The sequence below is a fragment of the Roseovarius sp. E0-M6 genome (assembly GCF_037083845.1).
GTDB lineage: Bacteria > Pseudomonadota > Alphaproteobacteria > Rhodobacterales > Rhodobacteraceae > Roseovarius.
Window position 1 is genome coordinate 1,268,299 of the sequence record NZ_JBAPLA010000001.1, and the last position, 25,896, is coordinate 1,294,194.

Annotated in this window: 29 protein-coding genes, 1 tRNA gene and 1 other RNA gene; 8 read left to right on the top strand and 23 right to left on the bottom strand. The window is 63.7% G+C overall.

The features are described from left to right. The first annotated feature begins 13 nt into the window (after window positions 1–13). Entirely contained in the window at window positions 14–286 is a 273-nt protein-coding gene (locus V8359_RS06050) for a DUF6476 family protein (RefSeq protein WP_336427835.1), read from the top strand. A 5-nt stretch (window positions 287–291) separates the two neighbouring features. Here V8359_RS06050 and V8359_RS06055 read toward each other — a convergent pair. After that, window positions 292–368: transfer RNA gene (locus tag V8359_RS06055), tRNA-His, on the bottom strand. A 228-nt stretch (window positions 369–596) separates the two neighbouring features. Here V8359_RS06055 and V8359_RS06060 point away from each other — a divergent pair. Then, complete coding sequence (locus tag V8359_RS06060; RefSeq protein ID WP_336427836.1) at window positions 597–785, top strand: DUF6324 family protein; 189 nt, start codon at window positions 597–599, stop codon at window positions 783–785. An 18-nt stretch (window positions 786–803) separates the two neighbouring features. On the opposite strand, the gene V8359_RS06065 is transcribed toward V8359_RS06060, so the two are convergent. Next, complete coding sequence (locus V8359_RS06065) at window positions 804–1,253, bottom strand: MmcB family DNA repair protein (protein WP_336427837.1); 450 nt, start codon at window positions 1,251–1,253, stop codon at window positions 804–806. Window positions 1,254–1,399: 146 nt separating this feature from the next. On the opposite strand from V8359_RS06065, the gene V8359_RS06070 reads away from it, so the two are divergent. The 3 genes from V8359_RS06070 (at window position 1,400) to ssrS (ending at window position 3,700) form a co-directional block, all read left to right on the top strand. Beyond that, entirely contained in the window at window positions 1,400–2,731 is a 1,332-nt protein-coding gene (locus V8359_RS06070; RefSeq protein ID WP_336427839.1) for a hypothetical protein, read from the top strand. Further along, window positions 2,728–3,498: a hypothetical protein gene (locus V8359_RS06075; RefSeq protein ID WP_336427840.1), complete on the top strand. Its 771-nt coding sequence runs from the start codon at window positions 2,728–2,730 to the stop codon at window positions 3,496–3,498. Before V8359_RS06070 ends, V8359_RS06075 begins: the two co-directional genes overlap by 4 nt. Window positions 3,499–3,544: 46 nt before the next feature. Beyond that, window positions 3,545–3,700: non-coding RNA, 6S RNA (gene ssrS / locus V8359_RS19310), on the top strand. Window positions 3,701–3,730: 30 nt separating this feature from the next. On the opposite strand, the gene V8359_RS06080 is transcribed toward ssrS, so the two are convergent. The 18 genes from V8359_RS06080 to V8359_RS06165 form a co-directional block, all read right to left on the bottom strand. Further along, window positions 3,731–4,051 carry a hypothetical protein gene (locus V8359_RS06080; protein ID WP_336427841.1) on the bottom strand — a complete coding sequence of 107 codons (321 nt, stop codon included), beginning with the start codon at window positions 4,049–4,051 and terminating at the stop codon, window positions 3,731–3,733. Between the two features lie 213 nt (window positions 4,052–4,264). Then, window positions 4,265–4,747: a transcription antitermination factor NusB gene (gene nusB, locus V8359_RS06085; protein ID WP_336427842.1), complete on the bottom strand. Its 483-nt coding sequence runs from the start codon at window positions 4,745–4,747 to the stop codon at window positions 4,265–4,267. After that, window positions 4,744–5,289, bottom strand: coding sequence for a 6,7-dimethyl-8-ribityllumazine synthase (locus tag V8359_RS06090; protein WP_336427843.1), 546 nt, complete (start codon window positions 5,287–5,289; stop codon window positions 4,744–4,746). The genes nusB and V8359_RS06090 overlap by 4 nt, the downstream gene beginning before the upstream one ends. Before the next feature lie 3 nt (window positions 5,290–5,292). Continuing rightward, on the bottom strand, window positions 5,293–6,444 hold the full coding sequence (gene ribB / locus V8359_RS06095) for a 3,4-dihydroxy-2-butanone-4-phosphate synthase (RefSeq protein WP_336427844.1): 1,152 nt from the start codon (window positions 6,442–6,444) through the stop codon (window positions 5,293–5,295). Window positions 6,445–6,570: 126 nt separating this feature from the next. Beyond that, a complete protein-coding gene (murD, locus tag V8359_RS06100) occupies window positions 6,571–7,974 on the bottom strand; it encodes a UDP-N-acetylmuramoyl-L-alanine--D-glutamate ligase (RefSeq protein ID WP_336427845.1) in 1,404 nt (467 codons plus the stop codon). Window positions 7,975–8,136: 162 nt separating this feature from the next. Then, a complete protein-coding gene (mraY, locus tag V8359_RS06105) occupies window positions 8,137–9,219 on the bottom strand; it encodes a phospho-N-acetylmuramoyl-pentapeptide-transferase (protein ID WP_336427846.1) in 1,083 nt (360 codons plus the stop codon). A gap of 2 nt (window positions 9,220–9,221) precedes the next feature. Further along, a complete protein-coding gene (locus V8359_RS06110) occupies window positions 9,222–10,664 on the bottom strand; it encodes a UDP-N-acetylmuramoyl-tripeptide--D-alanyl-D-alanine ligase (RefSeq protein ID WP_336427848.1) in 1,443 nt (480 codons plus the stop codon). Then, the gene (locus V8359_RS06115; RefSeq protein ID WP_336427849.1) at window positions 10,661–12,148 is read right to left on the bottom strand and encodes a UDP-N-acetylmuramoyl-L-alanyl-D-glutamate--2,6-diaminopimelate ligase; all 1,488 of its coding nucleotides are present in this window, start codon (window positions 12,146–12,148) and stop codon (window positions 10,661–10,663) included. Before V8359_RS06115 ends, V8359_RS06110 begins: the two co-directional genes overlap by 4 nt. A 35-nt stretch (window positions 12,149–12,183) precedes the next feature. After that, window positions 12,184–13,965: a peptidoglycan D,D-transpeptidase FtsI family protein gene (locus V8359_RS06120; protein WP_336427850.1), complete on the bottom strand. Its 1,782-nt coding sequence runs from the start codon at window positions 13,963–13,965 to the stop codon at window positions 12,184–12,186. Then, window positions 13,962–14,321: a cell division protein FtsL gene (gene ftsL, locus V8359_RS06125; protein ID WP_336427851.1), complete on the bottom strand. Its 360-nt coding sequence runs from the start codon at window positions 14,319–14,321 to the stop codon at window positions 13,962–13,964. The genes V8359_RS06120 and ftsL overlap by 4 nt, the downstream gene beginning before the upstream one ends. After that, entirely contained in the window at window positions 14,321–15,316 is a 996-nt protein-coding gene (rsmH, locus tag V8359_RS06130) for a 16S rRNA (cytosine(1402)-N(4))-methyltransferase RsmH (RefSeq protein ID WP_336427852.1), read from the bottom strand. The genes ftsL and rsmH overlap by 1 nt, the downstream gene beginning before the upstream one ends. 3 nt (window positions 15,317–15,319) lie before the next feature. Beyond that, complete coding sequence (gene mraZ, locus V8359_RS06135) at window positions 15,320–15,823, bottom strand: division/cell wall cluster transcriptional repressor MraZ (RefSeq protein WP_336427853.1); 504 nt, start codon at window positions 15,821–15,823, stop codon at window positions 15,320–15,322. A gap of 686 nt (window positions 15,824–16,509) precedes the next feature. Continuing rightward, a complete protein-coding gene (locus V8359_RS06140; protein ID WP_336427854.1) occupies window positions 16,510–17,022 on the bottom strand; it encodes a GNAT family N-acetyltransferase in 513 nt (170 codons plus the stop codon). Between the two features lie 50 nt (window positions 17,023–17,072). Continuing rightward, window positions 17,073–18,062 (bottom strand): oxidoreductase, encoded by a 990-nt coding sequence (locus V8359_RS06145; protein WP_336427855.1) that lies wholly within the window; start codon window positions 18,060–18,062, stop codon window positions 17,073–17,075. Between the two features lie 48 nt (window positions 18,063–18,110). Continuing rightward, window positions 18,111–19,220, bottom strand: a complete 1,110-nt coding sequence (locus V8359_RS06150) for a dimethylsulfoniopropionate demethylase (RefSeq protein ID WP_336427856.1) — start codon at window positions 19,218–19,220, stop codon at window positions 18,111–18,113. Continuing rightward, a complete protein-coding gene (locus tag V8359_RS06155) occupies window positions 19,217–19,762 on the bottom strand; it encodes a DinB family protein (RefSeq protein WP_336427857.1) in 546 nt (181 codons plus the stop codon). Before V8359_RS06155 ends, V8359_RS06150 begins: the two co-directional genes overlap by 4 nt. Continuing rightward, window positions 19,729–20,376 (bottom strand): DUF1326 domain-containing protein, encoded by a 648-nt coding sequence (locus V8359_RS06160; protein WP_336427858.1) that lies wholly within the window; start codon window positions 20,374–20,376, stop codon window positions 19,729–19,731. The genes V8359_RS06155 and V8359_RS06160 overlap by 34 nt, the downstream gene beginning before the upstream one ends. 4 nt (window positions 20,377–20,380) lie before the next feature. Continuing rightward, window positions 20,381–21,181 (bottom strand): DUF2182 domain-containing protein, encoded by an 801-nt coding sequence (locus tag V8359_RS06165; protein WP_336427859.1) that lies wholly within the window; start codon window positions 21,179–21,181, stop codon window positions 20,381–20,383. Between the two features lie 61 nt (window positions 21,182–21,242). Between V8359_RS06165 and V8359_RS06170 the strand changes: the two genes are divergently transcribed. Further along, a complete protein-coding gene (locus V8359_RS06170; protein ID WP_336427860.1) occupies window positions 21,243–21,971 on the top strand; it encodes a FadR/GntR family transcriptional regulator in 729 nt (242 codons plus the stop codon). Between the two features lie 34 nt (window positions 21,972–22,005). On the opposite strand, the gene V8359_RS06175 is transcribed toward V8359_RS06170, so the two are convergent. The 3 genes from V8359_RS06175 to V8359_RS06185 all read right to left on the bottom strand — a co-directional run bounded on the left by V8359_RS06175 (window position 22,006) and on the right by V8359_RS06185 (window position 24,368). Further along, a complete protein-coding gene (locus V8359_RS06175) occupies window positions 22,006–22,656 on the bottom strand; it encodes a 5-formyltetrahydrofolate cyclo-ligase (protein ID WP_336427861.1) in 651 nt (216 codons plus the stop codon). Between the two features lie 117 nt (window positions 22,657–22,773). Continuing rightward, the gene (locus V8359_RS06180) at window positions 22,774–23,016 is read right to left on the bottom strand and encodes a DUF2842 domain-containing protein (RefSeq protein ID WP_336427863.1); all 243 of its coding nucleotides are present in this window, start codon (window positions 23,014–23,016) and stop codon (window positions 22,774–22,776) included. A 56-nt stretch (window positions 23,017–23,072) separates the two neighbouring features. Beyond that, the gene (locus V8359_RS06185; RefSeq protein ID WP_336427864.1) at window positions 23,073–24,368 is read right to left on the bottom strand and encodes an adenylosuccinate synthase; all 1,296 of its coding nucleotides are present in this window, start codon (window positions 24,366–24,368) and stop codon (window positions 23,073–23,075) included. A gap of 167 nt (window positions 24,369–24,535) precedes the next feature. Here V8359_RS06185 and V8359_RS06190 point away from each other — a divergent pair, with 167 nt between their 5' ends. Both V8359_RS06190 and V8359_RS06195 read left to right on the top strand, forming a co-directional pair. Then, window positions 24,536–24,934 carry a DUF6524 family protein gene (locus V8359_RS06190; RefSeq protein ID WP_336427865.1) on the top strand — a complete coding sequence of 133 codons (399 nt, stop codon included), beginning with the start codon at window positions 24,536–24,538 and terminating at the stop codon, window positions 24,932–24,934. A 79-nt stretch (window positions 24,935–25,013) separates the two neighbouring features. Next, complete coding sequence (locus V8359_RS06195; protein ID WP_336427866.1) at window positions 25,014–25,895, top strand: diguanylate cyclase domain-containing protein; 882 nt, start codon at window positions 25,014–25,016, stop codon at window positions 25,893–25,895. Window position 25,896: the final 1 nt, after the last annotated feature.

Below are 25,896 nucleotides of genomic sequence, written 5' to 3' on the forward strand. Positions count from 1 at the left end.
GGTAGACCCGGCCATGCTGACCTATCTGCGGCGTCTGGTGACGGTGCTGACAGTAACGATGATTGCCGGCCTTCTAGTGATCATTGCGCTCTTTGTCATCCGCTTCTCGTCGATGGGCACGGCCCCGGCGCCGTTGCCGGAGCGGATCACCCTTCCCGAGGGCGCACGCGCCAGCGCGTTTACTCAAGGGCCGGATTTTCTTGCTGTTGTGACGGAAGATGGACGTATTCTGATCTATGATCCTACAGGCGGCACACCCCGGCAGGAAATCATTGTCGACCAGTAAGGTGATGGTACCGCCTCCCCGGCTCGAACGGGGGACCTCTAGATCCACAATCTAGCGCTCTAACCTACTGAGCTAAGGCGGCACTGACGCGCGATTTATCCGCCCCGCCACACGATTGCAAGGGGGTTTCAGCGCCACATTGTGCCGGATTTCCCCTCTTTGATCCCCCGCCGTGGTTCGCGCTCATGCAAGGACAGACGCGCCGGAGAGACCCCTGCCGCGGCCTTGCACCCTACGGTCACCGCCATCGGGCTTGCCATCCCCCGCCCGAATGGATAGGCCACGGTCGCGCGCATATCCGGAGGGCGACATGGGCATCAACACCGAACGCGACATTGAAGCCAATCTTCAAATCGGGCCGACGGACACCGGCATGGTGCGTCTTTTCATCGACGCGGGAGAACTGGAAATCCCGATGGATTTTTCCCCCGAGGAAGCGGAAGAAATCGCCTCCGAGATCATGGCCGCAGCCCGCGCCGCCGCAGCCAGCCGGGGCTGAGGCCCTCCCTCTCCCCTGTCATGCGTGCGGGTCGCGCACCGTCTGAAGCCGTAGCGCGGCATGGCGTGCGATCTTCCGCGTGAGAACACCGCGTCTTGCACCCGGAAGCTTGTCCAGCGGCCCCATGCGGAGCATTTCGGCCTGATACGCGTCCGCGATGATAAGCCCCGTGCCACCCGGTAGAAGATCGGTGGGAAATGTCTCATCCACCGCCCAAAAGAACCGGTCACACCACTCAAGATAGCCGTGCCATTTCGCATCGGCCTGAAAATCGGCGCGCGACGATTTGCATTCTATGACCCATATTTCGCCCTTGGGACCAAGCGCCATGACATCAACCCGTTTGCCGCGCTCTGGCGTGAACTCCTCGACCGAGACAAAATCCAGTTCACGCAGATAGCGCGCCACACCCCGCGCCAGAAGCTGACCGGGCATGAGCACATGCTGCGGTGTAAGACCACTTTCCATGGCGCGACACTACGAACAAAGTGTGAACCTTGGCAAGGTCCCGCCACTTTGACTCGGCGTGTTTCGGCCTTATGTTGAACGCCGACGGGTGATCGCGCACGCTCGGCCGTCAGTCGCGCGCCCTGCGCCCCGCCAAAGGACAAACCATGACAGACCGCCCCGCCGCCGCCACTCAGCGCGAATCGTCTCGCGCCCGCGACATCCGCTATGCAAACGAGCTTGAGGGCCATGTCACATGGCTCGGCACGTTTTCCGGCACGGCACTGGGCGTTCTGGCCGTGGCCTCGGGGATTTACACCTATCTCGGCGTCTCGTCGCTTCTGGATGACACCGGGGTAATGTCGACCTTCGCCGCCATTGCGTATTCGGTGGCGGTTTCGGTCGGTATATTCGTCTTCTGGTCCTACCTTCTGCGGCTTTTTCCCGCGATGCGCACGGCACAGTCACGAGTGGCGCTTTTGGGCGCGATGGGCTTGGGATCGGTGGCCATTGTCGCGATGTCGAGCTGGCTCAACGCCGCGGCTTTGGCCGGATCGGCCGCGGTGGAACAGCATCTTGCCAAAACCGTGCAGGATTATCAGGCCAGCCTGGAACGAGCGCACGAGATCGCCCTGACGGGTCAGGCGCTCGAACGCGATGTGGCCCGCGTGCGGCAGTCCTTCGAAGACCTGAGCGAACAGGAGGCCACCGGCAATCTTTCGGGCCTTGCCGGGCGCGGTGCGGTCTTTCGGGTGCTGCGTCAGAAATCCGCCGAGCTTGCCGCGCTGGAGGCTCAGATCGCCACGCAAACCCCGCTCGTCAACGAGGCCTTCGCAGAAGGGAACGCGATCCTGTCGCGCATGCGGGCGCTCACCGTCGAACAGGGCCCGGTCGAGGCGCGCTCGGTCGAATTTTCCGAGGCGGCTGTGCGCCTTCAAGGGCTGATCACGCAGATGCGGCAACTGACAGTGGCGCCCCTCGTAGAACGCGCGGCACAGGATCTTGCCGCCTCAGTGGTGTTGCCCGAACTCGACAGCAGCACGGCCGCGGGACGCAGCGATCAGCAGGCGACGATCACCTCGGTTCTTGAGGTTCTGGGACAGCGGGCCACCACGCTCGAAGGGGCCGCCCGCGAGGTGATCAACCTCACCCCCGCCGCCGAAGTGACCTATACGCCCATTTCCGCGGCGGATGCGGTGATCCTTTATGCGCGCAACTTCGTCCCCTCATGGGCCGGCGCCATCGCAATCGACCTGCTGCCGGGGGTTCTGGTGATGATCCTCGCGGTTACCCATTCGGCGATTCGCGCGGGCCGTGACGGCGTGGCGCTCGAGGACAGCATGACCCTGACCGAACTACGCGCCGCCCTTTCCGCGGCGCGCGATGTCGATGCAGGCCTCGAACATTACGCCGCGCACCACGCCACCTCCCCCGAGAGACAGGGCCCGCCCCGACCAGATGACGACAAGGTGCAGCCCCTGTCGGGCACCGGGCGATGACCGAGGGGCTTGCCGCCAAATCCGAGCGCGGGCCGCGCGTCGCGCGTATCCTCAACGGCATTCTGATCTTTCAAATCGGGCTGGGTGTGCTTCTGGTGCTGGGCGACGTTGACCTAAGCCGCCTCTCGCTTCCGGGGATGGGGCCCGATGCGCCGGGCCTCACCGAACCGGTGCGCCCCGGCGATCAGCGGCGCCGTTTCGCGCCCGAACGCGACCGCCCGGCCACACGCCCTGCCCGCGATCCCGGCATATTGCCCGAACGGCTGTTGCTCACGCAGATCGACGGGGGGACATACCGGCTTGAAGGCGGGATCGAACCGGGCGATGGCGCGCGCATCGCCAAACGTCTTGATGAGGTTGCCCCAAAGGCCGAGCAATTGGTCCTGCAAAGCCCCGGCGGGTCGGTCGGCGACGCGCTCGCCCTTGGCCGGGTCCTGCGCGAACGTGGCATCACAACGCGCGTGCTTGCCGGGGAATACTGTTTCTCCGCTTGCCCCTATCTTCTTGCCGCCGGTGTGACGCGCGATATCGACAAAGACGCGCAGGTGGGCGTCCATCAGCACTATTTCGGTCAGAACACCGTCCTGCCCGCCGCCTTCGCAGTCGAAGACATACAGGCAGGTCAGGGCGAAGTGATGGTCTATCTCGATGACATGGGGATCGACCCGCTCGTGATGCAGCACGCGCTGACCACACCGCCCGATGAAATCTATGTCCTCGTGCCCGAGGAACTGCGCCGCTACGGATTTATTGCCGAAGACGGATAACTGACCCTTGCCGAGGGGGCGCCTCGGGCTTACCTGTTGTCGCAGGCGGGTTCTGCCCTTCTCGTGAACGGTTGCATTCCAGTGGCCTTAAGCAATTCCGAGGGAGCTGGCTCTGTCCGGGCCGTGGTCCGGTTAACCGGCGCCCACCTGTACATACAGGTCCTCGGGAATGAGATAACCAAACGGTCGCGGTGGGCCCGCCACTTCCCCGGCCACATGTGCTTCACTTGCCTCAGGCGCGGCGATCGCCATCGGCGCGAACGGGGATCGCGACGTGATCGTGCTGCATGACGGGGCTGCCATGCCCACCTTGATCGTCATCGTCGTCATCATCGTCCTTCATCGCCATCACGGCGATGGCGAATTGCACGCCTGCAAAGACGATACCGTTGGCCAACCACAAAATCAGAACAGCAAGCCAGCCCTTGTCCGAATGGGTAACCAGATGCCAGAGATTGGCGACATTGAACCAAAGCAGCATCCCGACAAAGACCGCCGCAGCGACGAACCCGATCGAGACATTAACGATATAAAGGCGGATAAGTTTTGGCATGGGTCCGAGGTCCCTTTTATTGCACTGCCTGAAAAGCTAGCACAAATGCCATCCGCCTCAACCGCATCGGCGGATTTTGTCCGGCTGATCCTCACGGCCTCAGACCGTTGGCCATGTGCCGAAGGCCACGCAACCCGATGTCCTTGCCTGTGATCAACGGCGCAACGCCCGCCGCAATGCACCGCTGTCGCAGGGTGAACGGACCACTCTTTTTCAGAACGCCTCGGGCTTGGCCTCGCGGGCCATGAAATCAAGCACGGCATTCACGAATTGCGGCTCGCGGCCTTCTGGATAAAAGCTTTTCGCGATGTCCACATATTCCACGATCACCACCCTTGGGGGCGCGTCGCTCTGGGTGAGTTCCGCGCCGGCGGCACGAAACAGCGCGCGCAGCGTCGGGTCGATCCGGTCAATCGGCCATTTCGCCACCAGCGCGCGGTCGGTCATCTTGTCGATGCGCCCCTGCCAGTTCACGGCATCGTCCAGAACCTTGCCGAAGTGATCGACATCGCCATCGGCCATGTCAACGCCATCCTCGACTTCGGCCCCGAACCGGTATTCGAGGAATTCGCGCCGCACCTCGGTGCTGGACTGGCTGGAATGCTCCATCTGGAACAGCGCCTGCACCGCATAAAGCCGTGCCGCCGAGCGCATCTTGCGCCGCTGATTGCCCGATATCTGTGGTGCGTCGCTCATGCCTTGGGGGTGTCCTTCGCCATCCCGGCAAGCCGGTATTCATCCGTGGCCGGCACGAACCCGACGCCCTTGCGCCCCGTGCCCCATTTCCGGGCCAGCGCGACAAGATGCAGGGCCGCCGCTGCCGCGCCCGCGCCCTTGTTCATGCGGTCGGGGTTGGCGCGCGCCTCGGCCTGATCGCGGTTCTCGACCGTCAGGATGCCATTGCCGATGCAAAGCCCCTGAAGCCCCAGAAGCATCAACCCACGAGAGCTATCGTTGCAAACCGTCTCATAATGGGTGGTTTCGCCCCGGATCACACAGCCAAGCGCGACATAACCATCAAAATTCGACATGCGTTCGGCGATCCCGATCGAGGTCGAAAGCTCAAGCGCGCCGGGCACTTCCTCGATGGTCCAGGTGCCGCCGGACGCCTCGATCTCGGCGGTGGCGCCGGTGATAAGCTGATCCGCGATGTCACGATAGAACGGCGCCACCACGATCAGAATCTTGACCGGCGCATCGAAACCGGCGCGCGGCAAGGTGTATTCGGTTTCAGCCATCTGTCATTCTCCGATGATGGGTCGGGTGCCGACGATCCGGATACCATAAGCATCAAGACCCAGATAGCGCGTGTCCGGGCTATCGGTCAGCAAGATAAGATCCTGAAGGCCCATGGTCGACATGATCTGGGCCCCAAGACCGGTATGTTTGATCGTGCGCGGTGCGTCGTCGTCCTCGATCTCGGAGGCAAGCTTGGGGCGTGGTTGCCGGAACAGGAAAACCGCGCCTCTCCCCTCCTCGGCGATGATGTCCATCGCGCGCGGCAACTTGCCGGTGGGGCCTTGCGGGCTCGCGTCAAGGCCGATGCCAAGCACATCCTCGAGCGCATTGAGCGCATGGGTCCGCGCGAGCACCGGACGGCCATCGGTGATGTCACCTTTTGACAGGACAACGTGCTCGGTGCCGGTGATCTGATCGGCATAGATCACCATGTCCCAAGCCCCGCCATGCGACGACGTGACCTTTTCACGGCGCACCTCGTAGATCAGGTTATCATGCTTGTGCCGATACGCGATAAGATCCGAGATCGTGCCGATCTTTATACCGAATTTCTCGGAGAACTCGATGAGATCGGGAAGGCGCGCCATGGTGCCGTCCTCGTTCATTATCTCACAGATCACCCCCGCGGGATTGAGCCCCGCAAGACGTGAGATATCGACCGACGCCTCGGTATGTCCGGCCCGCACCAGAACCCCGCCATTGCGCGCGCGCAACGGGAACACATGGCCCGGCGTGGCGATGGCGGCGGCGGTGTTCTGCTCATTGATGGCGGTGGCGATGGTCAGCGCGCGGTCGGCGGCCGAAATACCCGTGCTCACCCCCTCGCGCGCCTCGATCGAAACGGTGAAGGCGGTCTCGTGCCGGGATGAATTGTTGACTGCCATCATAGGCAGGCCCAACGCCTCGATCCGCTCGGCGGTCATCGGCAGGCAGATCAGGCCCCGACCATGCATCGCCATGAAATTTACCGCGTTCGCATCGGCGAATTCGGCCGGAATCACCAAGTCGCCTTCGTTTTCGCGGTCCTCGTGATCGACAAGGATATACATACGCCCGGCGCGCGCTTCGGCGATGATCTCCTCGGTCGAGGCGATAGCGCTACGCAGCCCCGCCTCGACGGGTCCGGGCTTTTCAAATGGAACAGTGTCGGACATGCAAAGGCCCCTCGGGATCAGACCGCGCCCGGATACAAGAGCCACGCCCGAGATACCAGAGCGGAGTTGCCGCAAACCGCAGGCCAAAGCCGTGCCCGGTCACTGGCCCGGCGAAACGCAAGCGCGTTACCCGCCAAGCCGGGCCGTCACGTTTTTCACAAAATCGTCGCCGCGCTTTTCGAAATTGTCATACTGATCGAAACTGGCCGCCGCCGGAGCAAGAAGCACGCAATCGCCCGGTTCGGCCTCGTCCATGGCACGGGCCACCGCTGTCTCCATCGTGGTGCACACATCCGCGGTGATCCCGTCAAGCTCAAGCGCGAAGGCCTGCGCCTCGCGGCCTATCACATATGCCTTGAGCACCCGCGACAACGCAGGTGCGAGCGTTTCAAGGCCGCCTTCCTTCTGCAAACCACCACAGATCCAGCGAACACGATCAAAGGCCATCAGCGCCTTCAGCGCACTGTCGACATTCGTCGCCTTGGAATCATTCACGAAGGTCACGCCACCGGCTTCGGCGATGATCTGACTGCGATGCCGCAGCCCCGCGAAGCTGGCAAACCCCGCCTCAACCTCACGCGGCGCGAGGCCAAGGCTCCGGCAGGCCGCATAGGCCGCGCAGGCGTTCTGATGATTATGCGCGCCGGGCAGGCCCCGAATCGGGCGCAGATCAATCGAGCCCGCCTGCCGCCCCTTGCGGTATTCGCTCAGAAACCCCTTGCGGGCAAAGACCTGCCAGCCCGGACCCGAAAGCTTCTGGCCCGACGACACGCGGATGACCCGGTTGTCGCTTGGCCCTTCGGAAAGCTGGTTGGCCAGATATTGCCCCTCGACCTCGTCCACGCCGATCACCGCGCGATCCGGCCCGCCTTCGGCAAAGAGCCTGCGCTTGGCCGCGAAATACCCGCCCTTGCCGCCATGGCGCTCAAGGTGGTCGGGGCTGAGATTGGTGAAGACCGCCACATCAGGGGTCAGCGCACGCGCCAATTCGGTCTGATACGAACTGAGTTCGAGCACGACGACCCCCCCCTCGCCCGGCGGGTCGATATCAAGCACGCCGCGCCCGATATTCCCGGCAAGCTGGGCCGGGCGCCCCGCCTCGGTCAGGACATGGTGAATAAGCGCGGCCGTGGTTGATTTGCCGTTGCTTCCGGTGACCGCCACGACACGTGGCAAGGTGTCGAAACTGTGCCATTGCGACGTCGCGAGCGAGCGGAAGAAAAGCCCGATATCATTGTCCACCGGCACCCCGGCCCCAAGCGCGCCGGCAACCACCCGGTGGGGGGCAGGATAAAGATGCGGAATACCGGGGCTCACGATCAGGCGGGCGATATCGTCAAAGGCGTTGGCGCGGGTCAGATCCTTGACCTCGAACCCTTCGGCGGCGGCGGTGTCGCGGGCGGGCTCCATATCGTCCCAGACCAGCGGATGCGCCCCGCCCGCCTTGAGCGCGCGGGCGGCAGACAGGCCCGACCGGCCCAACCCAAGCACGGCGATACGTGCATCCGTCATTCCCGTGACCGGTATCATGGCACCCCTCCTGATCACCTTGCCTCAGCCGTAACCGAGGCCACCGCGCGGGTCCAGAGCCCCGCATTTTCATGTCGGCATTCACGTCGGTATTCACGTAAGTATCGCGTCGGTGCGTTTGGCCGGTGCCTTCACCGCGCTTTAACGCGCCGCGCCGCAGGGTCACCGCACCTTCAGCGTCGCCAGACCGATCATCGCGAGGATAAGCGCGATGATCCAGAAGCGGATAACGATCTGCGGTTCGGACCAGCCCTTCTTCTCGTAATGATGGTGGATCGGCGCCATGAGGAAGACCCGTTTGCCCGTCCGCTTGAAATAGAAGACCTGAATGATCACGCTCAGAGCCTCGACCACGAAAAGCCCGCCCACGATGGCCAGCACGATCTCGTGCTTGGTGGCAACCGCGATGGCCCCGAGCGATCCGCCAAGCGCCAGCGACCCGGTATCGCCCATAAAGACCGCTGCCGGCGGCGCGTTATACCAAAGAAACCCGAGCCCCCCACCAACAAGTCCCGCGACAAAGACAAGGATCTCGCCGGTGCCCGGCACGTAATGCACCTCCAGATACTCTGTCACGTCCACCCGGCCCACCGTATAGGCGATGATGCCAAGGGTGACGCCCGCGATCATCACCGGCATGATCGCCAGCCCGTCCAGACCATCGGTCAGATTGACGGCGTTGGCCGAGCCCACGATGACGATGGTGGCAAACGGCACGAAGAAATAGCTCAGGTTGATCAGCACATCCTTGAAGACCGGAAGCGCGAGCTGATTTTGCAATTCGCCGGGGTGATACATCGTCGCCCAATAGGCCGCGATGGCCGAAATGATGAACCCGAGCCCCAGCCGCAACTTGCCGGGCACGCCTGTCACATTCTGTTTCGACACTTTCGCATAATCGTCGGCGAACCCGATCAAGCCAAAGGTTATCGTGACAAAAAGCACCAGCCACACGAACGGATTGTCCAGCCGCGCCCAGATTAGCGTCGAGGTCAGCACTGCACCCACGATCAGCAACCCGCCCATGGTCGGCGTGCCGGCCTTGGCGATATGGCCCTCGGGGCCGTCGTCGCGAATCGGCTGTCCCTTGCCCTGACGTCTGCGCAACACGTTGATCAACGGTCGCCCGAAGATGAACCCAAAGAAAAGCGCGGTCAGAAACGCCGCGCCCGCCCTGAAGGTGATGTAGCGGAACAGGTTGAAGAAATCGCCGCCATCGGACAGGGCGGTCAGCCAATAAAGCATACTCAGTCGTCCTCGGATCTGGGGCGCGATCGGCGCCCGGTATGTCGCAATGCCTCGGCCACGAGACTCACGCGGCTGCCCTTGGACCCCTTGACCAACACCACATCGCCCGCATCCACAAGATCGGGCAGTTCGGCCACCATCTCTTCGGCGGACTCCGCCCATGTGCCGCGTTGCGCGCGCGGCAGGGCCTCCCACAGGTGATACATGCGCGGACCGACACAGTGCACGGTATCAAGCGTCGCAATCGGCGCCATCTGGGCCACGGCGGCATGAAGGGCCGCCTCTTCGGCGCCCAGCTCAAGCATATCGCCAAGAATGGCTATGCGCCGTCCATGCGTGGTCCGGCCAACATTGTCGCGCGGATGGGCGGCGGCCAGAACCTCGAGCGCGGCCTCGAGCGAGGTGGGATTGGCGTTGAACGCGTCATCGATCAACTCAAGGCTCCAGCCGTCGCGCGCGGGATCAATGGCCACGGCCTCACGCGTGCCCCGGCCCGTGGGCGGCTCCCATAGCGCAAGGTCGGGCGCGGCCCGGCCCGGATCGGCGCCGAGCGCCGCCACGGCGGCCAGTGTCGCCAGCCCGTTCATCGCAAAATGCCGCCCCGCGCTTGCCAGCTTGAAAAGGGCCGTTTCACCGTTGATCACCGCCTGCACGACGGTGCTGTCGCCGGCGATCTGCACCTCGGCCAGACGATATTCACGGCCTTCGGTGCCAAAGCTCACCACATGCGCTTGCGCCGCGCGCGCCGCCTCGAGCAGGATGGCTGAGGTGGCGAGATCGACATTCACGATGGCGGTGCCACCGGGCTCAAGCCCCTCAAAGATCGCGGCCTTTTCGCGGGCAATGCCCTCGATCTGACCGAACGCTTCAAGATGGGCGGGCGCAATCGTGGTGACAAGCGCCACATGCGGACGCGCCAGCCGTGCGAGCGGTGCAATCTCGCCGGGGGCGTTCATGCCCAGTTCGAGCACCGCATAGTCGGTTTCGACCGGCATCCGCGCCAGCGTCAGGGGCACACCCCAATGGTTGTTGTAGCTGGCCTCGGCCGCATGGGTCCGGCCCTGCCGCGCCAGAACCGTGCGCAGCATTTCCTTGGTCGAGGTCTTGCCGACCGAGCCGGTGATCGCGACCACGCGCGCATTCGTGCGGGCACGGGCCGCCCGCCCGAGCGCCTCGAGCGCGCGCTGCACATCCGCGACCACGAGCAGCGGTGCATCCGCAGGCACCCCCTCGGGGATATGCGACACGAGCGCCGCGCCAGCCCCCTTCGCCAGCGCCTGCGCGACAAAGTCATGGCCGTCGCGGGCCGCCTTGAGCGCCACGAACATATCCCCCGGCGCAAGGCTGCGGGTGTCGATGGACACGCCCGTCACAGACCAGTCGCCGCGCACCTCTCCGCCGGTGGCGCGGGCCGCGTCGGCGGCGGTCCAGAGCGCGCTCACGCGCCGCTCCCGTCAAGCGCCATCACCGCCACGCTGGCCTGTTCGCAATCGTCGAACGGCAGCACATCGTCGCCCACCGTCTGTCCGGTTTCATGCCCCTTGCCCAAGATCAGCAGCGCATCCCCCGGCCCCAGTGCATCGACGCCGCGCAGGATCGCCTCGGCGCGGTCGCCGACCTCTATGGCTTCGGGACATCCTTCCATGACGGCCGCGCGGATCGCGGCCGGGGGCTCGTTTCTGGGGTTGTCGTCGGTGACGATCACCAAGTCGGCATTCTCGGCCGCCGCCTTGCCCATCAGCGGGCGCTTGGCGCGGTCGCGGTCGCCGCCCGCGCCCACGATCGCCACAAGCCGGCCAAGAACATGCGGACGCAAAGCCCGAAGAGCGGTGGCCACCGCATCCGGCGTGTGGGCATAATCCACAAAGACCGCCGCGCCATTGCCGCGCGTCGTGGCCAGCTCCATCCGCCCGCGCACGGTGCGCATCTGCGGCAGCGTCTCGAATACCCGCACCGGATCGGCCCCTGTGGCAATTGCAAGCCCGGCGGCGATCAGCAGGTTTTCGCCTTGGAACCCGCCAATCAGCGACACCAAAGTCTGAAACGGGCGCCCCTCCCAGTCAAAGCGCATGGTCTGGCCGGTCGCCTCGAATCGCTGTGCGCGCAGCACCAGATCGGCCGCCTCGTCGCGGCCCACGGTGATCACGCGCTGACCCCGGTCATGGGCAATGAGGGCCATGTCCGCGCCCTTGGGATCGTCGAGATTGACCACCGCCGTGCCCTCCTCGGGCAATACCCGGTCAAACAGTCCGGCCTTGGCGTTGAAATACTCCTCGAAACTGGCGTGATAATCGAGGTGATCCTGCGTGAAGTTGGTGAACGCCGCAGCCGTCAGGTGAACCCCATCAAGCCGCCGCTGCGCCAGCCCGTGCGAAGAGGCCTCCATCGCGGCATGGGTAACGCCGGCGGCCTGCACCTCCCAGAGGATGCGGTGCAGGGTGATCGGCTCGGGCGTGGTATGGGCAAGTGGCACCCGGTAGGCGCCCTCGACGCCGGTGGTGCCCAGGTTGGCAGCCTCATAGCCCAGTTCGTGCCAGATTTGCCGTGTGAAGCTTGCGACCGAGGTCTTGCCGTTGGTGCCGGTGACGGCCACCATAGTCTCGGGCTGTGCGCCGAACCACAGCGCGGCGGTATAGGCCAGCGTCTGGCGTGGATCCTCGGCCAGAACCAGCGCGGCAGTCGCACCGTCCAGCGCCTCACGCGCCAGGTTGGCGCCCGCCGCGTCGGTGAGGATCGCGCCCGCCCCCATGCGCAGCGCATATTCGATGAACTCGCCACCATGCACTCGCGTGCCCGGCAATGCGGCAAAGAGATACCCCTCGCGCACATCGCGGCTATCGACGGCGAGGCCGGTCACGAAGGCTTGCGCCCCCCCCTGTGCCGTCAGCCCCAGTTCGGTGAGTGTCTTGTGCGACCCCGTTGTCATCTGCCCCCGGCCCCTCATGCACGCGGCCTCCCGCGTCAGTTCGATGTCAGCGTTATATCAGCCAACTCGCCGGGTTCAATCACGGGGCGCAGCCCAAGCAGCGGCGCGACGCGCGCGACGATCTCGGCGGCGACGGGAACGGCGGTCCAGCCGGCTGTGCGGCGCGGCTCGTCGCCCGATGTTTCGACGGGTTCGTCCAGGGTGACGACCAACACGTATTTGGGATCATGCGCGGGGAAAAAGCTTGCGAAAGTGGCGATCACCTTGTCGTCGTAATAGCCGCCCGTGGGGCGTGGCTTGTCGGCCGTTCCGGTCTTGCCCGCAACCGCATAGCCGGGCACCTCGGCCATGCTGGCCGTGCCCTCGGTCACTACCTTGCGCAGCATGATGCGCGCGGCGTCAGCAGAGGCCCGGCTCATCACACGCGGCCCCGGCTCGGGGGTGGGATTGTGCAGCAGCGTGGGGGTGACACGCCGTCCGCCATTGGCGATGGCCGCATACCCGACCGCAAGATGCAGCGGCGAGGACGACAGGCCATGGCCATAGGAAATGGTCATCGTCGACAGCTCGTTCCAGCGCTGCGGAAGCAGCGGTTGTCCGCCTGCGGCCTCGATGATCTCAAGTGGTGTGGGCTCAAAAAAACCGAGTGATTTCAGGAACTCCTGCTGGCGTTCAGCGCCGATCTGCCGGGCGATCCGGGCGGTGCCCACGTTCGAGGATTTCACGATCACTTTCGACGCCGTAAGCTTGGGTCCGTAGTTGCGGAAATCACGGATCTTGAATCCGTCCTGCCGTAGCGGCCCTTGGGTGTCGATCATCGTGGACGGCGTCACGAGACCCAACTCAAGCGCCTGTGCCATGGCGAAAATCTTGAAGGTCGAGCCCAGCTCGTAGACCCCCTGCACGGAACGATTGAAGAGCGGGCTGTCGCTCGCATCGCCCGAGACCGGCGGGCGCGGACGGTCGTTCGGATCGAAATCGGGCAGAGAGGCGATCGAGACGACCTCGCCGGTATGGGCATCCATGAGAACCGCCGCCGCGCCCTTGGCATTCATCAGGCGCATTCCGCCATGAAGCACCCGTTCGATCGCGGCCTGAATAGTCAGGTCAAGCGACAGCTTGAGCGGCTTGTGCCCCTGTGCCGGATCACGCAGCCTTGCATCATAGAACTTCTCAAGCCCCGCAACGCCGATCACCTCGGCGGCATGCACACCTTCGCGGCCGAACGTGGCCCCGCCCAGAACATGCGCCGCCAGTTTGCCGTTGGGATAAAGACGCATCTCACGCGGTCCGAACAAAAGCCCCGGTTCACCGATATCATGCACCGCCTGACGCTGTTCCGGGCTGATTTTCTTCTTTACCCACAGGAACTTGCGCTTACCGGTGAAGTCACGCACCAGCCGGGCGTGATCCAGATCGGGAAAGATTCGGACAAGCTCGTCGGCGGCCCTCTCGGGTTCAATCATCTGTTGGGGCTGCGCATAAAGGCTATGGGTGTTGAAGTTCGTGGCAAGGATGCGGTTCTTGCGATCCACGATATCGGCCCGCTGAGCCAGAATGGCCGCGCCTGCGGCGCTTGCACGCGGCTCGGCGGGTTCGGACTGTGCCAGCACCGCCATGCGTCCGCCCAACACACAGAATGCAAGAAAGAACATGACCCCCATGACCAGAAGCCGCCCTTCGGCGCGGCGGCGGGCGCGATCGCGCATCTCTTCGTGGCGCAGTCGAATATTCTCGCGCTCGATCGCATCGGGATTGCCGCCTTCGCGGCGAACCTCGAGGATACGGGCCAGCGGGCGCAGCGGCGTGCGGATCATTGCGCGTCCTCCATGTTCGACACTTCGACCGAAGCGTCGAAATCGATTCCCAGCGACTCAAGCCCCTCTTCGGGTGGATAGGCGACCTGATCGACCTGCCCGAATTGATGCGATTGCAGCGGCATGAGGCGCAAGCTCTCATAGTTGATCTCGGCCAGCTCTCTCAGGCGGTCAGGCCGGTTCAGATAGGCCCACTCGGCCCTGAGCACGCGCAATCTCTCGCGCTTGTAGGCGATCTGACGCTCAAGTGATTCGGCCCGGTCCTGTGCGGCCTGGGTTTCGTAATTTTCGCGATAAGCCCAGAAGGCCAGCCCGATCACGGCAAGAGCACTGAGGATGTAAAGAAAACTGCGCATCAGAAGGATTTTCCAAGTTGCGGCATCCCGATGGCACGCCGGTCAAGCGGTGCCGGCGGCGCATCGGTGCGGGTGGCCACGCGCAGGCGGGCGCTGCGGGCGCGTGGATTGATCTCAAGCTCGGTCTCGTCGGCGCCGATCGCCTTGCGATGCGCCTGGGTGAATTGCGGCGGCGTCTCCTCGGCGGCGGGGGCATGACGGCTCCCGCGTCCCGCGCCCCCAAGCCGCGCCTGAATGAACCGTTTGACCATCCGGTCCTCGACCGAATGAAACGTCACCACGGCCAGCCGCCCGCCTGGGCGCAACGCGCGCTCGGCCGCGGCCAGCCCCTCGGCCAATTCGCCATATTCATCGTTCACCGCGATGCGCAGCGCCTGAAAGCTGCGGGTCGCGGGATGCGCCTGACCCGGCTTGGGGCGGGGCAGGCATTTCTCGACGATCGCGGTCAATTGCGCGGTGGTCACGATGGGTGCCTCGGTACGGGCACGGACGATGGCACGCGCGATCCGGCGGCTTGCCCGTTCTTCTCCGTAAAGAAACAGGATATCGGCCAGATCGGCCTCGTCTGCGGTGTTCACGATCTCGGCGGCGGTGGTGCCCTCCTGGCTCATCCGCATGTCGAGCGGGCCATCCTTTTGAAACGAGAAACCGCGCTGCGCCTGATCAAGCTGCATCGACGACACGCCCAGATCCAGCACCACACCGTCAAGTTCCGTGGCATAGCTGTCCATGCGCGAAAAGACCCCCTGAACCAATTCAAGCCGATCGCCATAGTCCGCACCCCAACGCGCCGCCATCTCATGCGCCAGCGGATCGCGGTCCACACCGATCACCTTATCCGCCCCCGCCTCGAGCAATGCGCGCGCATACCCGCCAGCCCCCAGCGTGCCGTCAAGCCAAACGCCGGAAACGGGCCCGACAGCCGCGAGAAGCGGACCAATCAGAACGGGAATGTGCGGGTCTTTGTCGGAGGATGATGCGGCGGCAGCGGACATCCCTCACCCCTCCTTCGCGTTATCCAGGAAAATGAGCGGATCAAAGTCGCCCGGCAACTCGTCGAGCCACTCCTCGGTGCGCGCCAGCTCCTCGGCCTCATAGGTCTCGGGCTTCCACACCTGGAACGTGTCGCCGGCGGCGATGAAGAACGCCTCGCCTTCGAGGCCGATCTTCTGCCGCAGCTTCGCAGGCAGGACAAGGCGGCCGGTCTCGTCCACATTCGTCGGAAAGGACTGACCGTGAAACAGGCGCTGAAGCATCTTGCGTTCCATTGATCCGCGCGGCAGCGCGTCGATCTTGGCGTCCACCTCTTCGATGGCTTCTATCGTATAACATTCAAGGTAATTGCGGCGGTGATCGCCGTAAACGATGACCAGTTCGGGATTGTCGCCTTCGCGCCAGTTGGGATCGGAGGATTCGAGCACACGGCGAAAAGAGGCCGGGATCGAGACCCTGCCCTTCGTGTCCACCTTGTGGTGGCTTTCACCTCTGAACCTACGACCCACGTTCCCTTCGGTCCCTCACATGTACGCCCCCGAAAAACGAAACGACGGATAGAGCTGCTGCCACTGCCCTATCCGCCGCCCTCGTCCCGCTATCGCGGGGTGTCCAGCTGCGCGCGCCACCTGGGGGGATGTCTGCTCGCCCGCGCGCCGGATCTCTTAATTTCGATGAAAGCGGGTGCCTGTATGAAACCTGACTTGGGAGTTTTTGTTTCGGGGTCTTTGTGACCCTCTCTTGATCCCGTCCTCATCGTGTCTAAAGGGATGACATGGGAATTCATGGAAAGCAATAACTTTTTACGGGAAATCAGCACATCATGTTGTTCGTGGTCCGCCCGAAAAACAAGATATGGCGGTGGTTTTGAGCACTTTAACGCATCACCTTGCTACAATCAGCAATTGAGACGCTATATATAGTGATTAGATCAGACCCAAAAATTTCCCACGATTTCCCGGCTTTTTTTTCTGAATACAGCAGTTCATCTCGGATCGCACGTCTGAATCTGTGCATGAAACCTGAATCATTTTGGGATTCGCGCCTTGATTCGACGCAAATCCCCTGCTTCCCATCATTTCCCGTGATCTTGTTTAGTTTCGAGAGAAACACAGCGCATGGCGCGACCGACGCTTGCCATGCGGCAGTCTCCGATGTCTCAAGTCAACGTCGACAGGTTGAAAGCCGTCCGGCCTCAGCCGCCCTGTCCCAGCCATTTGAACATGACCCGCGCCGGGACATAGCCCGCCTCGGGATGAAGGAACGCGTCGGGCAGAACGCCGACCGTCGCAAAGCCTTCATCCTCCCAAAGCGCGATGGCACGGGTGTTGGTCTCGACCACGCAATTGAATTGCATCGCGAGATAGCCAAGGCCGCGCGCCTCGTGTTGGCTGTGGCGGCACATGGCGCGCGCCACACCCCGGCCCCGCGCGGCCGCCGAGGTGATGTAACCGCAATTGCACACATGTGCGCCGCCGCCCTGGGCGTTGGTTTTGAGATAGTAGGTTCCGAGGAGTTCACCATCCTGCTCGGCCACATAGGTGGCGCGCGGCTCCTCCATCCAGAGGGCGCGAATCCTGTCCTGCGACAGCTGCGGATCGATGGCATATGTATCACCTGCGCGGATCACATCGCGCAAAGTCGGCCAGAGCACGTCGAAATCCTCGGTCCGAGCGAGCCTGATGGTGATATCAGAAGTGTCGGTCATCTGCCCCTCCCCCGCGCCTTAATGCGGGAGAGAGGCGCGGGGCGCAAGCCTCAGGCGTTCACATCAACCACGACGCGGCCCTTGACCTGCCCCTTGAGGATCGCGCGGCCCAGATCGGGAAGGTCCGACAGCGTCGCGGGTTGGACCATCGCCTCAAGCTTGTCCATCGGCAGATCGCGCGCGATCCGCTGCCATGCACGCACCCGGTTGTCATAGGGCTGCATGACCGAGTCGACGCCCAGAAGGTTGACACCGCGCAGGATGAACGGCGTGATGAGCGCGCCCTCGATCGCCGGGCCGCCCGCAAGGCCGATGGCCGCGACCGACCCGCCGTATTTCATCTGCTTGAGCACGCGGCCCAGCATCGCCCCCGCGACGGCATCGACCGCGCCGCCCCATTGCTCGCCCTCAAGCGGCTTTTTCGTCACTTCCGTCAGGTCTTCGCGCGCAACGATCTGCGTGGCGCCAAGGCCGCGCAAATACTCTTCCTGCTCGGGGCGCCCGGTGACCGCCGCCACCTCGTGACCCAGATTGGACAGGATCGCGGTCGCCACCGAGCCAACACCGCCTGCGGCCCCGGTGACAAGGATGGGACCATCCTTGATCCCCTGATCCTCAAGCGCCATCACCGCCAGCATAGCGGTGAACCCGGCAGTGCCCACAGCCATCGCCCGGCGCGTATCAAGCCCCTTGGGAAGCGGCACAAGCCAGTCGGCCTTGACGCGCGCCTTCTGGGCATATCCGCCCCAATGCGCCTCGCCCACGCGCCAGCCGGTCAGCACGACCTTGTCGCCGGGCTTGTAGCGGTCATCGTCCGACGCCTCGACCGTGCCAGCGAAATCAATGCCCGGAACATGCGGATAATTGCGCACCAGACCGCCGCCCGGCCCGATGCAAAGCCCGTCCTTGTAGTTGACCGTCGAATATTCGACCGCAACCGTCACCTCGCCGTCGGGAAGCCGGTCCTCACCGATCTGCTCGACCGTCGCGGATGTCTTGCCGCTCTCTTCGTCCTTTTCGACCACAAGTGCGTTAAACATCTCTTGCTCCTCTTGTTTCTGTCCAATTCAAAATACTCGAACCGGCGTTCAAAGCCAGAACGCCGGTTGCACCGTCGCGGCGCGATCCTCGCCGCGCACGTCGATACGAAGCTCCGTGCCCGCATCCCAATGCGTCATCCGCACCATCCCGATGGCGACATTCGTCCCGAAATCGGGCGACCACGCCGCCGAAGTCACCTGTCCCACACGCATATCCCGCGCATAAAGCGGCCACACCCGGTCACATCCCGGCACCGGGTCTCCGGCGATCGAAATGGCGCGGATTTGCTGCACGGGGCCTTCCTTGGCCACCCGCAGGAGCGCATCCCGTCCGATACAGCCGATGGCCGTATGCGTGTTGCAGAACCGGCCCAGCCCGCATTCATGCGGCGTGTTGTGGGCGGTCATGTCGTTGCCATAGCTCAGCAGCCCGGCCTCGACACGCTCGATCCCGTTGGGGCATCCGGCGCGCACCTGAATATCCTCGCCCGCGGCGAAAAGCGCGGTCCAGATCGGCATGCCAAGTTCACTGCCCTGCACGTAAATCTCGAAACCGCCCTGCTTGGAATAGCCAGAGCGCGCGATCACCACGTCGCACCCCTCGAAATCATAGACGCTGAAGCGAAAGAACCGCAGGTCGCGAATGCTGTCGCCGAACACCCGCGCCATAAGCTCGTCCGCCTTGGGCCCCTGCACCGCGAGCGGTGAGACATCCGGCTCGTCGATCAGCACATCGAGCCTGTAACCATGCGCCACGCCCTTGACCCACAAAAGCAGGTCGCTGTCGGCGATGGAGATCCACCACCGATCCTCGGCCAGCTTGACGGCCACCGGATCATTGAGCATGCCGCCCGTCTCGTCCACGATGGGCACATAGAAACACTGTCCCGCTGTCATCCCGCGCAGGTCGCGCGGGGTCAGCATCTGCATGAGCCGCCCCGCGTCGGGCCCGCGCAGTTCGACCTGCCGTTCACAGGACACATCCCAGACCTGCACATGGTGCTTGAGGTGGTGGTAATCCGCCTCGATACTGTCAAAGACCGTGGGCAGAAGCATCCGGTTGTAAACGGTATACCCCTTGACACCGGCGGCCTCGACACCGTCGGAAAAGGGTGTGCGGCGCAGGCGACGCGAGCAGGACAAAATCGGCGCGGTCATGGGCGTGTCTCCTCAGGCATGACGAAAAGATCCGTGTCGCCGGGCGCGGCTCCGGCGGCGGTCAGCATCGCGTGCACCTGTCCGCGATGATGGGTTTGGTGGTTGAAGAAATGCGCGACACATAGGTCTGTCGGTCGCGTCACCTCGCGCCCGAGCGCACCGGAATGAAAGGTCAGGTCACGCGCCAGCGCGCTGTCGTCCAGACCCGCCGCCCAATCGCGAATGCGCAGGTCCGTGGCCGCGCGCTCGGACCGGTAGGCGGTCCAATCCGTCACCATCGCGGCGCTTTGCCGGATGCCGTCGCGCGGCGCGGCGCCACCATCAAAGCGCGCCATCCATGTCAGATCAGCCCAGAGAAGATGGCTCAGCGTGCCGATGATCGAACCAAAGAACGCACCGCGCTCGGCAGCCCGCGCCGCAGGCGACAAGGTCGCCGCGGCGTCAAGCAGGCTATCGTTCTGCCACGCGTTATAGCGTGCCATCAGCCGCGCGTAGTCGGCGCTTGCGATCATTTGCCGGGGCCGCTCCAGTTGATCGGGCATATCTCGGCGGATTTTCCACCGAAATCCCAGACTCGGCCGTAATCACGCACCCGGCTTTTCTTGCCCTTGGCGGCGATGATGTCGGGGCCCATCCAGTATTGCGAATTGGTGATCGTCACCGGCTCATCGGGGTTGGCGCCATCGATCATCTCGATCTCGCCCTGAATCTTGCGGCCAATGCGAATGGCGCGCGTCTTGCCGTCGCGCACGATCTCCACCGGCTCGCGTTCAACACCGATGATCTCGGAGACCAGCATGGTGAAAAGGCCCGTGGTGCCCCCCGCCGCGCCCGAGAAAATCTGACAGATGCCATCATGGGCCGCATCGCTTGCGCTGTCATCGACATAGAGCGCGACCTTCCAGTTGCCTTCGCCCATGCGGCCCGGGATGTCGGCCAAAATGCCCACGTTGAGCCCCGAAAGATCGTGGCCGTCATAGTCGCCCTCGTCGATGGCAATGGCCATCCACGCATGACAATGCCCCTCGGTGGGCGGGTGTGCGCCAAGGCTCACGACACAAGGGCAGAACACCTCGCACGAGCAGTTGAGGAAAAGCTCGCCCTTGATTGCCCATTCGTGCGCGGGGGCGCCCTCTTGCTTTGGTTGCGCTGCCATATCTCTATCCTCCCGTTACATAGGGCGCGGCCAGAACGGCCAGCCCGCCAAGTATCAATATCACACCCATCGGGCGCGTGACGACATGTCCGATCTGCGGCAGCTTCTCGAGCACCATGAAAAGCGTCGCGAGGCCCATCCACGCGAGGTTCATCACCCCACCGGCAAAGCCCAGCGCCATGAAGCCCCAGCAGCAGCCAACGCAGAAAACACCAAGTCCCAACCCCATGCGCACCCCGCCGCCCATGCCGGTGTGCCAGTGGCCGAGGAAATACATCATCGGGCTGTGACAGACCCCGTGACACACCTCCTTGGTGCGGGTGAACTGAAACGCGCCCACCGCCAGCAGCAGCCCACCGGCCAGCCAATGCGACGTGGCGATGCCCAGCATATCCACCACGCCGCCAAACAGCAGCGCAAGCTGCGCGGCGGCGATCAGCGCGGCAAATGCCACCCAGACGATGAAATAGCCCGACAAGACGCCCAGCCATCCGGCCCAGTTCCCGTTGGCCGACGCGATCAGATCCTCGTAGGCGCGCAAAGTCGGCACCATCGTGGGCAGCATCATCGCCGCCATCATGATCGCCCACATCGCGAAAAGCGGGCCGAACCGGGCCATAGGCATGTCCATGGGCATGCGCGGGTCCATCGCGCGCATCCGGTCGGCCATATCGCCGGGCCGACCCAACAGATCGAGGTCCATTTGCATGGCCATCGCATACATCACCCACCACGCGGCAAGGATGGCCGCGAAGAAACCGAGCCACAGAACACTGCGCAAGGCGACATTCGAATGTTCAAACATGGGCGCACCTGCTACGATTCGGCGACAGGAACAAAATGTCAGACAATAAAATGTAAGACAAATGAAAAACAATGTAGACCGCTCCTCGGACCTTTCCGCACAGATCGCCCAAGCCATCCGCGACGCCATTGTCGAGGGGCGTATGATCGTGGACGAACGCCTGCCATCCGAGGCCGAGCTTGCGGATCAGTTCAAGGTGTCACGCCCCACGGTGCGCGAGGCGCTCAAGCGGCTCGCGGCGCAATCGCTCATCCGCACACAACGTGGCGCGACGGGTGGCGCCTTTGTCAGGCGGCTCAGCTATGAGGACGCATACGGTCAGCAAATCACCACCTCGACGCTGCTTTTGTCGATGAACGACGTGAGCTTCGACGTCGCCTGCGAAGCGCGCTATGCGCTCGAACGCGCCTGCGCGGCGCTGGCATCCGCGCGCCGCACCCCCGATCACCTTGCCACGATGCGCGCCGAAATCCACCGACAGGGTCAGCCGGGCCTCACCGATGAAAGCTTCTGTGCCTCGGACGTGACCTTTCACCGTGCGCTGGTGGATGCGGCGGGCAACCCGGTGCTCAGCTATCAGCTTGCCGGGGCGGTCGAGGCGATGCAGCCGCTGATGAACATGATCACCTTCACCGCCCGCTCACGCGAAGAGATCGTGACCCTGCACACCCGCATCGCCGATGCCCTCGATGCGGGCCAGGCCGAAGAGGTCGAGGCGAACCTGCACAAGCTTGAGACCTACACGCTCAGCCTTGCCCATGACCTGATGAAGGCGCGGCGCAAAAGCTAGGGCTTATCTTTGCGCATCGGCGCACGCGGGGGCGTCAGCCGAAATGCCGCACATCGCCATCACCCAGCACGGCCCGGCCCATCGGGATGTCCCATGGCATCGGAAAGATCGTCTCAAGCGTGCAATCGGGGTATCCGACCCCGATCACCTCGGGCGGGCTCGGCAATGCGGCAAGCGTGCGATCATAATATCCGCCACCATTGCCAAGCCGGTAGCCCGCGCCATCCAGCCCCAGAAGCGGCGAGATGACCAGATCGGGCACGGCCTCGGCCCCTTCCGCAGGCACCGGGATATTCCAGATGCCGCGCGCCATCCGACAGCGTGGCGCCCATCGCCGAAAAACGAGCGGCGCCGCCTTTTCCACAACCACCGGCAAAAGCACCTCCGCCCCCGCCTCATGGGCGCGCGCCATCCAATCGCGCAGGTCCGGTTCGGACCGGATGGGCCAATAGACCGCCACGCGCCGCCCGGCAAGATCACCAAGACCCCGGCCAAGCGCCTCACCGATGGTCCGGCTCATGCTGGCGCGCGCCTCCGCCGTCCACGCCTCGCGCGCGGCATATAGCCTTTGGCGTTCTGACTTGCGAAATTGCTGCACGTCCCGGGCCGTGTCGGGATCGACGGCATGGCCGCCAACGATCAAATGGGCGTGACAGGGATCATCACCGGGAGGATCATCATGCATCGGACTGGCCTTTCGCGACTCGTCCGGCAAGCCAAGCACAGGGCGCCCGTTGCCGCAACGGCACCCGCTTTGGACACAGGCCCCAAAGGCGGCTAATCGCGGAAAACTGGAAAGGCTTTACCTGTCCTGCGCGTCGGCATCGGGATCGGGCTGACCCACGCCACGGAACACACGCCGCAAGGGCAGCGCCCAAACCACGCCAAGTGCGACGAACACGAAAAACTCGACCATCATCGGCATGCCGGGCCACGCCCCGCGCAGCCAGTCGGTGAGTGTGACCGCCACCACGATATAAAGCGGCAAACCGATCAGAAGAATGATCAGCGACCACCGCCTGCGGACCTTGTAACTCAGCGCCATGACGTCTTCCTTTCTTGTCGCCGTCTATCCCGAAGATGGATCGCCACGCGCCGGCGTCAATCCGCGAACGGGTCGGTGACGAGGATCGTGTCGTCACGCTCAGGGCTTGTGGACAAAAGAGCGACGGGGCACTGAATCAGTTCCTCGACCCGGCGCACATACTTGATCGCGTTGGCCGGCAGGTCGGCCCAGCTTCGTGCGCCTTCGGTCGACTCGCTCCAGCCCGGCATCTCTTCGTAAAGAGGGGTGCAGCGCCATTGCTTCTCGGTCGCGGTGGGCAGGTAATCCAGTCGCTCTCCGTCGATCTCGTAGCCGACGCAGATTTTCAGCGTTTCGAACCCGTCCAGCACGTCAAGCTTGGTCAGCGAAATACCCGTCACACCCGAGGTTGCACAGGTCTGCCGCACCAAGGCCGCATCGAACCAGCCGCACCGCCGCTTGCGCCCCGTCACGGTGCCGAATTCGCGCCCGCGCGTGCCAAGGCGATGCCCGTCCTCGTCTTCAAGCTCGGTGGGAAAAGGCCCTTCGCCCACGCGGGTCGTATAGGCCTTCACGATTCCCAGCACATAGTCGATCGACCCCGGCCCGATACCCACCCCGGTGGCGGCCTGCCCCGCGATCACGTTCGACGAGGTGACAAAGGGGTAGGTGCCGAAATCAATGTCCAGAAGCGCGCCTTGCGCCCCTTCGAACAGGATACGTTCACCGCGTTTCTTACGCTCGTTCAGCACTTTCCAGACGGGCGCGGCATAGGGCAGGATCTGCTTGGCGATGTCGCGCAATTTGGCAATCAGCGCGTCCCGGTCGATAGGCTCGATGCCCAGCCCGCGGCGCAGCGGATCGTGATGCTGAAGCGCACGGTCCACCCGCGCCTCCAGCGTGGCGTCATCCGCCAGATCGGCCACCCGCACGGACCGGCGGCCCACCTTGTCCTCATAGGCCGGGCCGATACCACGGCCGGTGGTGCCGATCTTGGTTCCCTTGCTCGCGGCTTCTTCGCGGGCGCGGTCCAGTTCACCGTGAATCGGCAGGATAAGCGGCGTGTTCTCCGCGATCATCAGCGTCTCGGGCGTGATCGTCACCCCCTGTTCGCGGATCGTCGCGATCTCGGTCACAAGGTGCCACGGATCAAGCACCACGCCATTGCCGATGACGCTGAGCTTGCCGCCCCGCACCACGCCCGAAGGCAACGCGTTGAGCTTGTAAACCTTGCCGTCGATCACAAGGGTATGGCCCGCGTTGTGACCGCCTTGAAAGCGCGCGATCACATCGGCCCGCTCACTGAGCCAGTCCACGATCTTGCCTTTTCCCTCGTCGCCCCATTGGGCGCCCACGACGACGACATTAGCCATTACGTTCCTTTCCGGCGGTTGGTTTTGACCCCTGCCCCTCTTATCGGGCCGCGCCGGTCAGTGGAACCGCAAAATCATGGGTCCAGATAGGTCTGGGGGCTGGACAGCAGTGCCGCCAAACGGGCAGCATGCGTCAGCCGACGCTTTCAGGGGGGGGCAGACAAAAGATGACAGGTTTCCTGCTACGCTGGGCCGTGGCCTTTGGATTGCTCACCCTCACATTCAACCCGACCGCGTGGAACTATCTCGATTGGTCGCGCCGCAGCTACGGTGAGCAAACTCCGCTGATCGTGCTGCTGGGTCTGCTTTTGCTGATGGGCTACGTCATTTACCTGCGTGCCACGTTCCGTTCGATCGGGGGATTCGGGATGATCATGGTGATCGCCGTGGTGGCGGCGCTTTTCTGGGTGCTTTACGATTACGGCCTGCTAACGGTGCGCGACGAAAGCGAGTTGGTCTGGCTCGGGCTGCTCGTCCTGTCTCTGGTGTTGGGAATCGGCCTGAGCTGGAGCCATGTGCGCCGCCGGTTGAGCGGCCAGTCGGACATGGACGACGTGAGCGAATGACCGCGCGCCTGGCGGGCTTACCGTGGGTGGTCCGTGCCTGTTAACCTTTTGTTAACCGTCCGTCGACCAAGCTTTTTGGATGACACGCATCGCTGAAATTCCCACGATCCTGCCTGCGCATGACGACGACCGCACCGGCATCGCGATCGTGAGCTTTGAGGGCCGCCTTCTCGAATTGTCGCCCGAGATCGCGCCGATATTTCAGACCGACCTGAGCGCGCTGCGCAACCTCACCTTTCATGAACTGTCACACCCCGACGACTTGTTGCGCGACGAGGTGCTGTTCGAAAAGCTCCTTGAGGAGGGCACCGGAAGCTATTCGATGCTCAAGCGATATCGACGCGCCCGAGGCGACTATATCTGGACCGAGCTTGACGTGACACTCATGTGCGACACGCGCGGCGCGCCATCGCATTTCGTGTCGCGCATCCGGCCCACCGATATCCGCAACGAAACGCTCGATACGCTGCATGACCGGGTGACGCATGATCCCCTCACCCGACTGTTGAATCGTACGATGATCCTCGAACAGGTGGCGACGGCGGTGCGCCGGGGCCGGCGCCTCGGGCAAGGATTCGGACTTATCATGCTCGACCTCAACGGGTTCAAGGCCATCAATGACAGCCACGGGCACGAGGCGGGCGATCTGCTTTTGGCCAGGGTGGCGCAACGTCTGCGCGCGGCACTGGACACACCCGACCTGATCGGGCGGCTGGGGGGTGACGAATTCGCCGTGATCCTGCGCGGCACCGGCGACGAACAGGCGCTGCGCCACCGTCAGAAGCAAATCGCGGCATGTTTCGAACAGCCGTTCACGCCGCTTTACCCCGGCCACGCGGTGGACCTGGGGGCAAGTATAGGCGCGGCCTCCTACCCCCGTGATGGCGCCACCCCGTCCGAGCTTCTGCGGCATGCAGACCAAGCGATGTATGATTGCAAGCGCGCGGGCCGGTCGGCGTAAC

What these genes read in the sequence shown, in the direction of transcription:
- V8359_RS06050 (WP_336427835.1), top strand. Translation starts at nt 14, where the DNA reads ATGCTGACCTATCTGCGGCGTCTGGTGACGGTGCTGACAGTAACGATG.
- V8359_RS06060 (WP_336427836.1), top strand. Translation starts at nt 597, where the DNA reads ATGGGCATCAACACCGAACGCGACATTGAAGCCAATCTTCAAATCGGG.
- V8359_RS06065 (WP_336427837.1), bottom strand. Translation starts at nt 1,253, where the DNA reads ATGGAAAGTGGTCTTACACCGCAGCATGTGCTCATGCCCGGTCAGCTT.
- V8359_RS06070 (WP_336427839.1), top strand. Translation starts at nt 1,400, where the DNA reads ATGACAGACCGCCCCGCCGCCGCCACTCAGCGCGAATCGTCTCGCGCC.
- V8359_RS06075 (WP_336427840.1), top strand. Translation starts at nt 2,728, where the DNA reads ATGACCGAGGGGCTTGCCGCCAAATCCGAGCGCGGGCCGCGCGTCGCG.
- V8359_RS06080 (WP_336427841.1), bottom strand. Translation starts at nt 4,051, where the DNA reads ATGCCAAAACTTATCCGCCTTTATATCGTTAATGTCTCGATCGGGTTC.
- nusB (WP_336427842.1), bottom strand. Translation starts at nt 4,747, where the DNA reads ATGAGCGACGCACCACAGATATCGGGCAATCAGCGGCGCAAGATGCGC.
- V8359_RS06090 (WP_336427843.1), bottom strand. Translation starts at nt 5,289, where the DNA reads ATGGCTGAAACCGAATACACCTTGCCGCGCGCCGGTTTCGATGCGCCG.
- ribB (WP_336427844.1), bottom strand. Translation starts at nt 6,444, where the DNA reads ATGTCCGACACTGTTCCATTTGAAAAGCCCGGACCCGTCGAGGCGGGG.
- murD (WP_336427845.1), bottom strand. Translation starts at nt 7,974, where the DNA reads ATGATACCGGTCACGGGAATGACGGATGCACGTATCGCCGTGCTTGGG.
- mraY (WP_336427846.1), bottom strand. Translation starts at nt 9,219, where the DNA reads ATGCTTTATTGGCTGACCGCCCTGTCCGATGGCGGCGATTTCTTCAAC.
- V8359_RS06115 (WP_336427849.1), bottom strand. Translation starts at nt 12,148, where the DNA reads ATGACAACGGGGTCGCACAAGACACTCACCGAACTGGGGCTGACGGCA.
- V8359_RS06120 (WP_336427850.1), bottom strand. Translation starts at nt 13,965, where the DNA reads ATGATCCGCACGCCGCTGCGCCCGCTGGCCCGTATCCTCGAGGTTCGC.
- ftsL (WP_336427851.1), bottom strand. Translation starts at nt 14,321, where the DNA reads ATGCGCAGTTTTCTTTACATCCTCAGTGCTCTTGCCGTGATCGGGCTG.
- rsmH (WP_336427852.1), bottom strand. Translation starts at nt 15,316, where the DNA reads ATGTCCGCTGCCGCCGCATCATCCTCCGACAAAGACCCGCACATTCCC.
- V8359_RS06140 (WP_336427854.1), bottom strand. Translation starts at nt 17,022, where the DNA reads ATGACCGACACTTCTGATATCACCATCAGGCTCGCTCGGACCGAGGAT.
- V8359_RS06145 (WP_336427855.1), bottom strand. Translation starts at nt 18,062, where the DNA reads ATGTTTAACGCACTTGTGGTCGAAAAGGACGAAGAGAGCGGCAAGACA.
- V8359_RS06150 (WP_336427856.1), bottom strand. Translation starts at nt 19,220, where the DNA reads ATGACCGCGCCGATTTTGTCCTGCTCGCGTCGCCTGCGCCGCACACCC.
- V8359_RS06155 (WP_336427857.1), bottom strand. Translation starts at nt 19,762, where the DNA reads ATGCCCGATCAACTGGAGCGGCCCCGGCAAATGATCGCAAGCGCCGAC.
- V8359_RS06160 (WP_336427858.1), bottom strand. Translation starts at nt 20,376, where the DNA reads ATGGCAGCGCAACCAAAGCAAGAGGGCGCCCCCGCGCACGAATGGGCA.
- V8359_RS06165 (WP_336427859.1), bottom strand. Translation starts at nt 21,181, where the DNA reads ATGTTTGAACATTCGAATGTCGCCTTGCGCAGTGTTCTGTGGCTCGGT.
- V8359_RS06170 (WP_336427860.1), top strand. Translation starts at nt 21,243, where the DNA reads ATGAAAAACAATGTAGACCGCTCCTCGGACCTTTCCGCACAGATCGCC.
- V8359_RS06175 (WP_336427861.1), bottom strand. Translation starts at nt 22,656, where the DNA reads ATGCATGATGATCCTCCCGGTGATGATCCCTGTCACGCCCATTTGATC.
- V8359_RS06180 (WP_336427863.1), bottom strand. Translation starts at nt 23,016, where the DNA reads ATGGCGCTGAGTTACAAGGTCCGCAGGCGGTGGTCGCTGATCATTCTT.
- V8359_RS06185 (WP_336427864.1), bottom strand. Translation starts at nt 24,368, where the DNA reads ATGGCTAATGTCGTCGTCGTGGGCGCCCAATGGGGCGACGAGGGAAAA.
- V8359_RS06190 (WP_336427865.1), top strand. Translation starts at nt 24,536, where the DNA reads ATGACAGGTTTCCTGCTACGCTGGGCCGTGGCCTTTGGATTGCTCACC.
- V8359_RS06195 (WP_336427866.1), top strand. Translation starts at nt 25,014, where the DNA reads ATGACACGCATCGCTGAAATTCCCACGATCCTGCCTGCGCATGACGAC.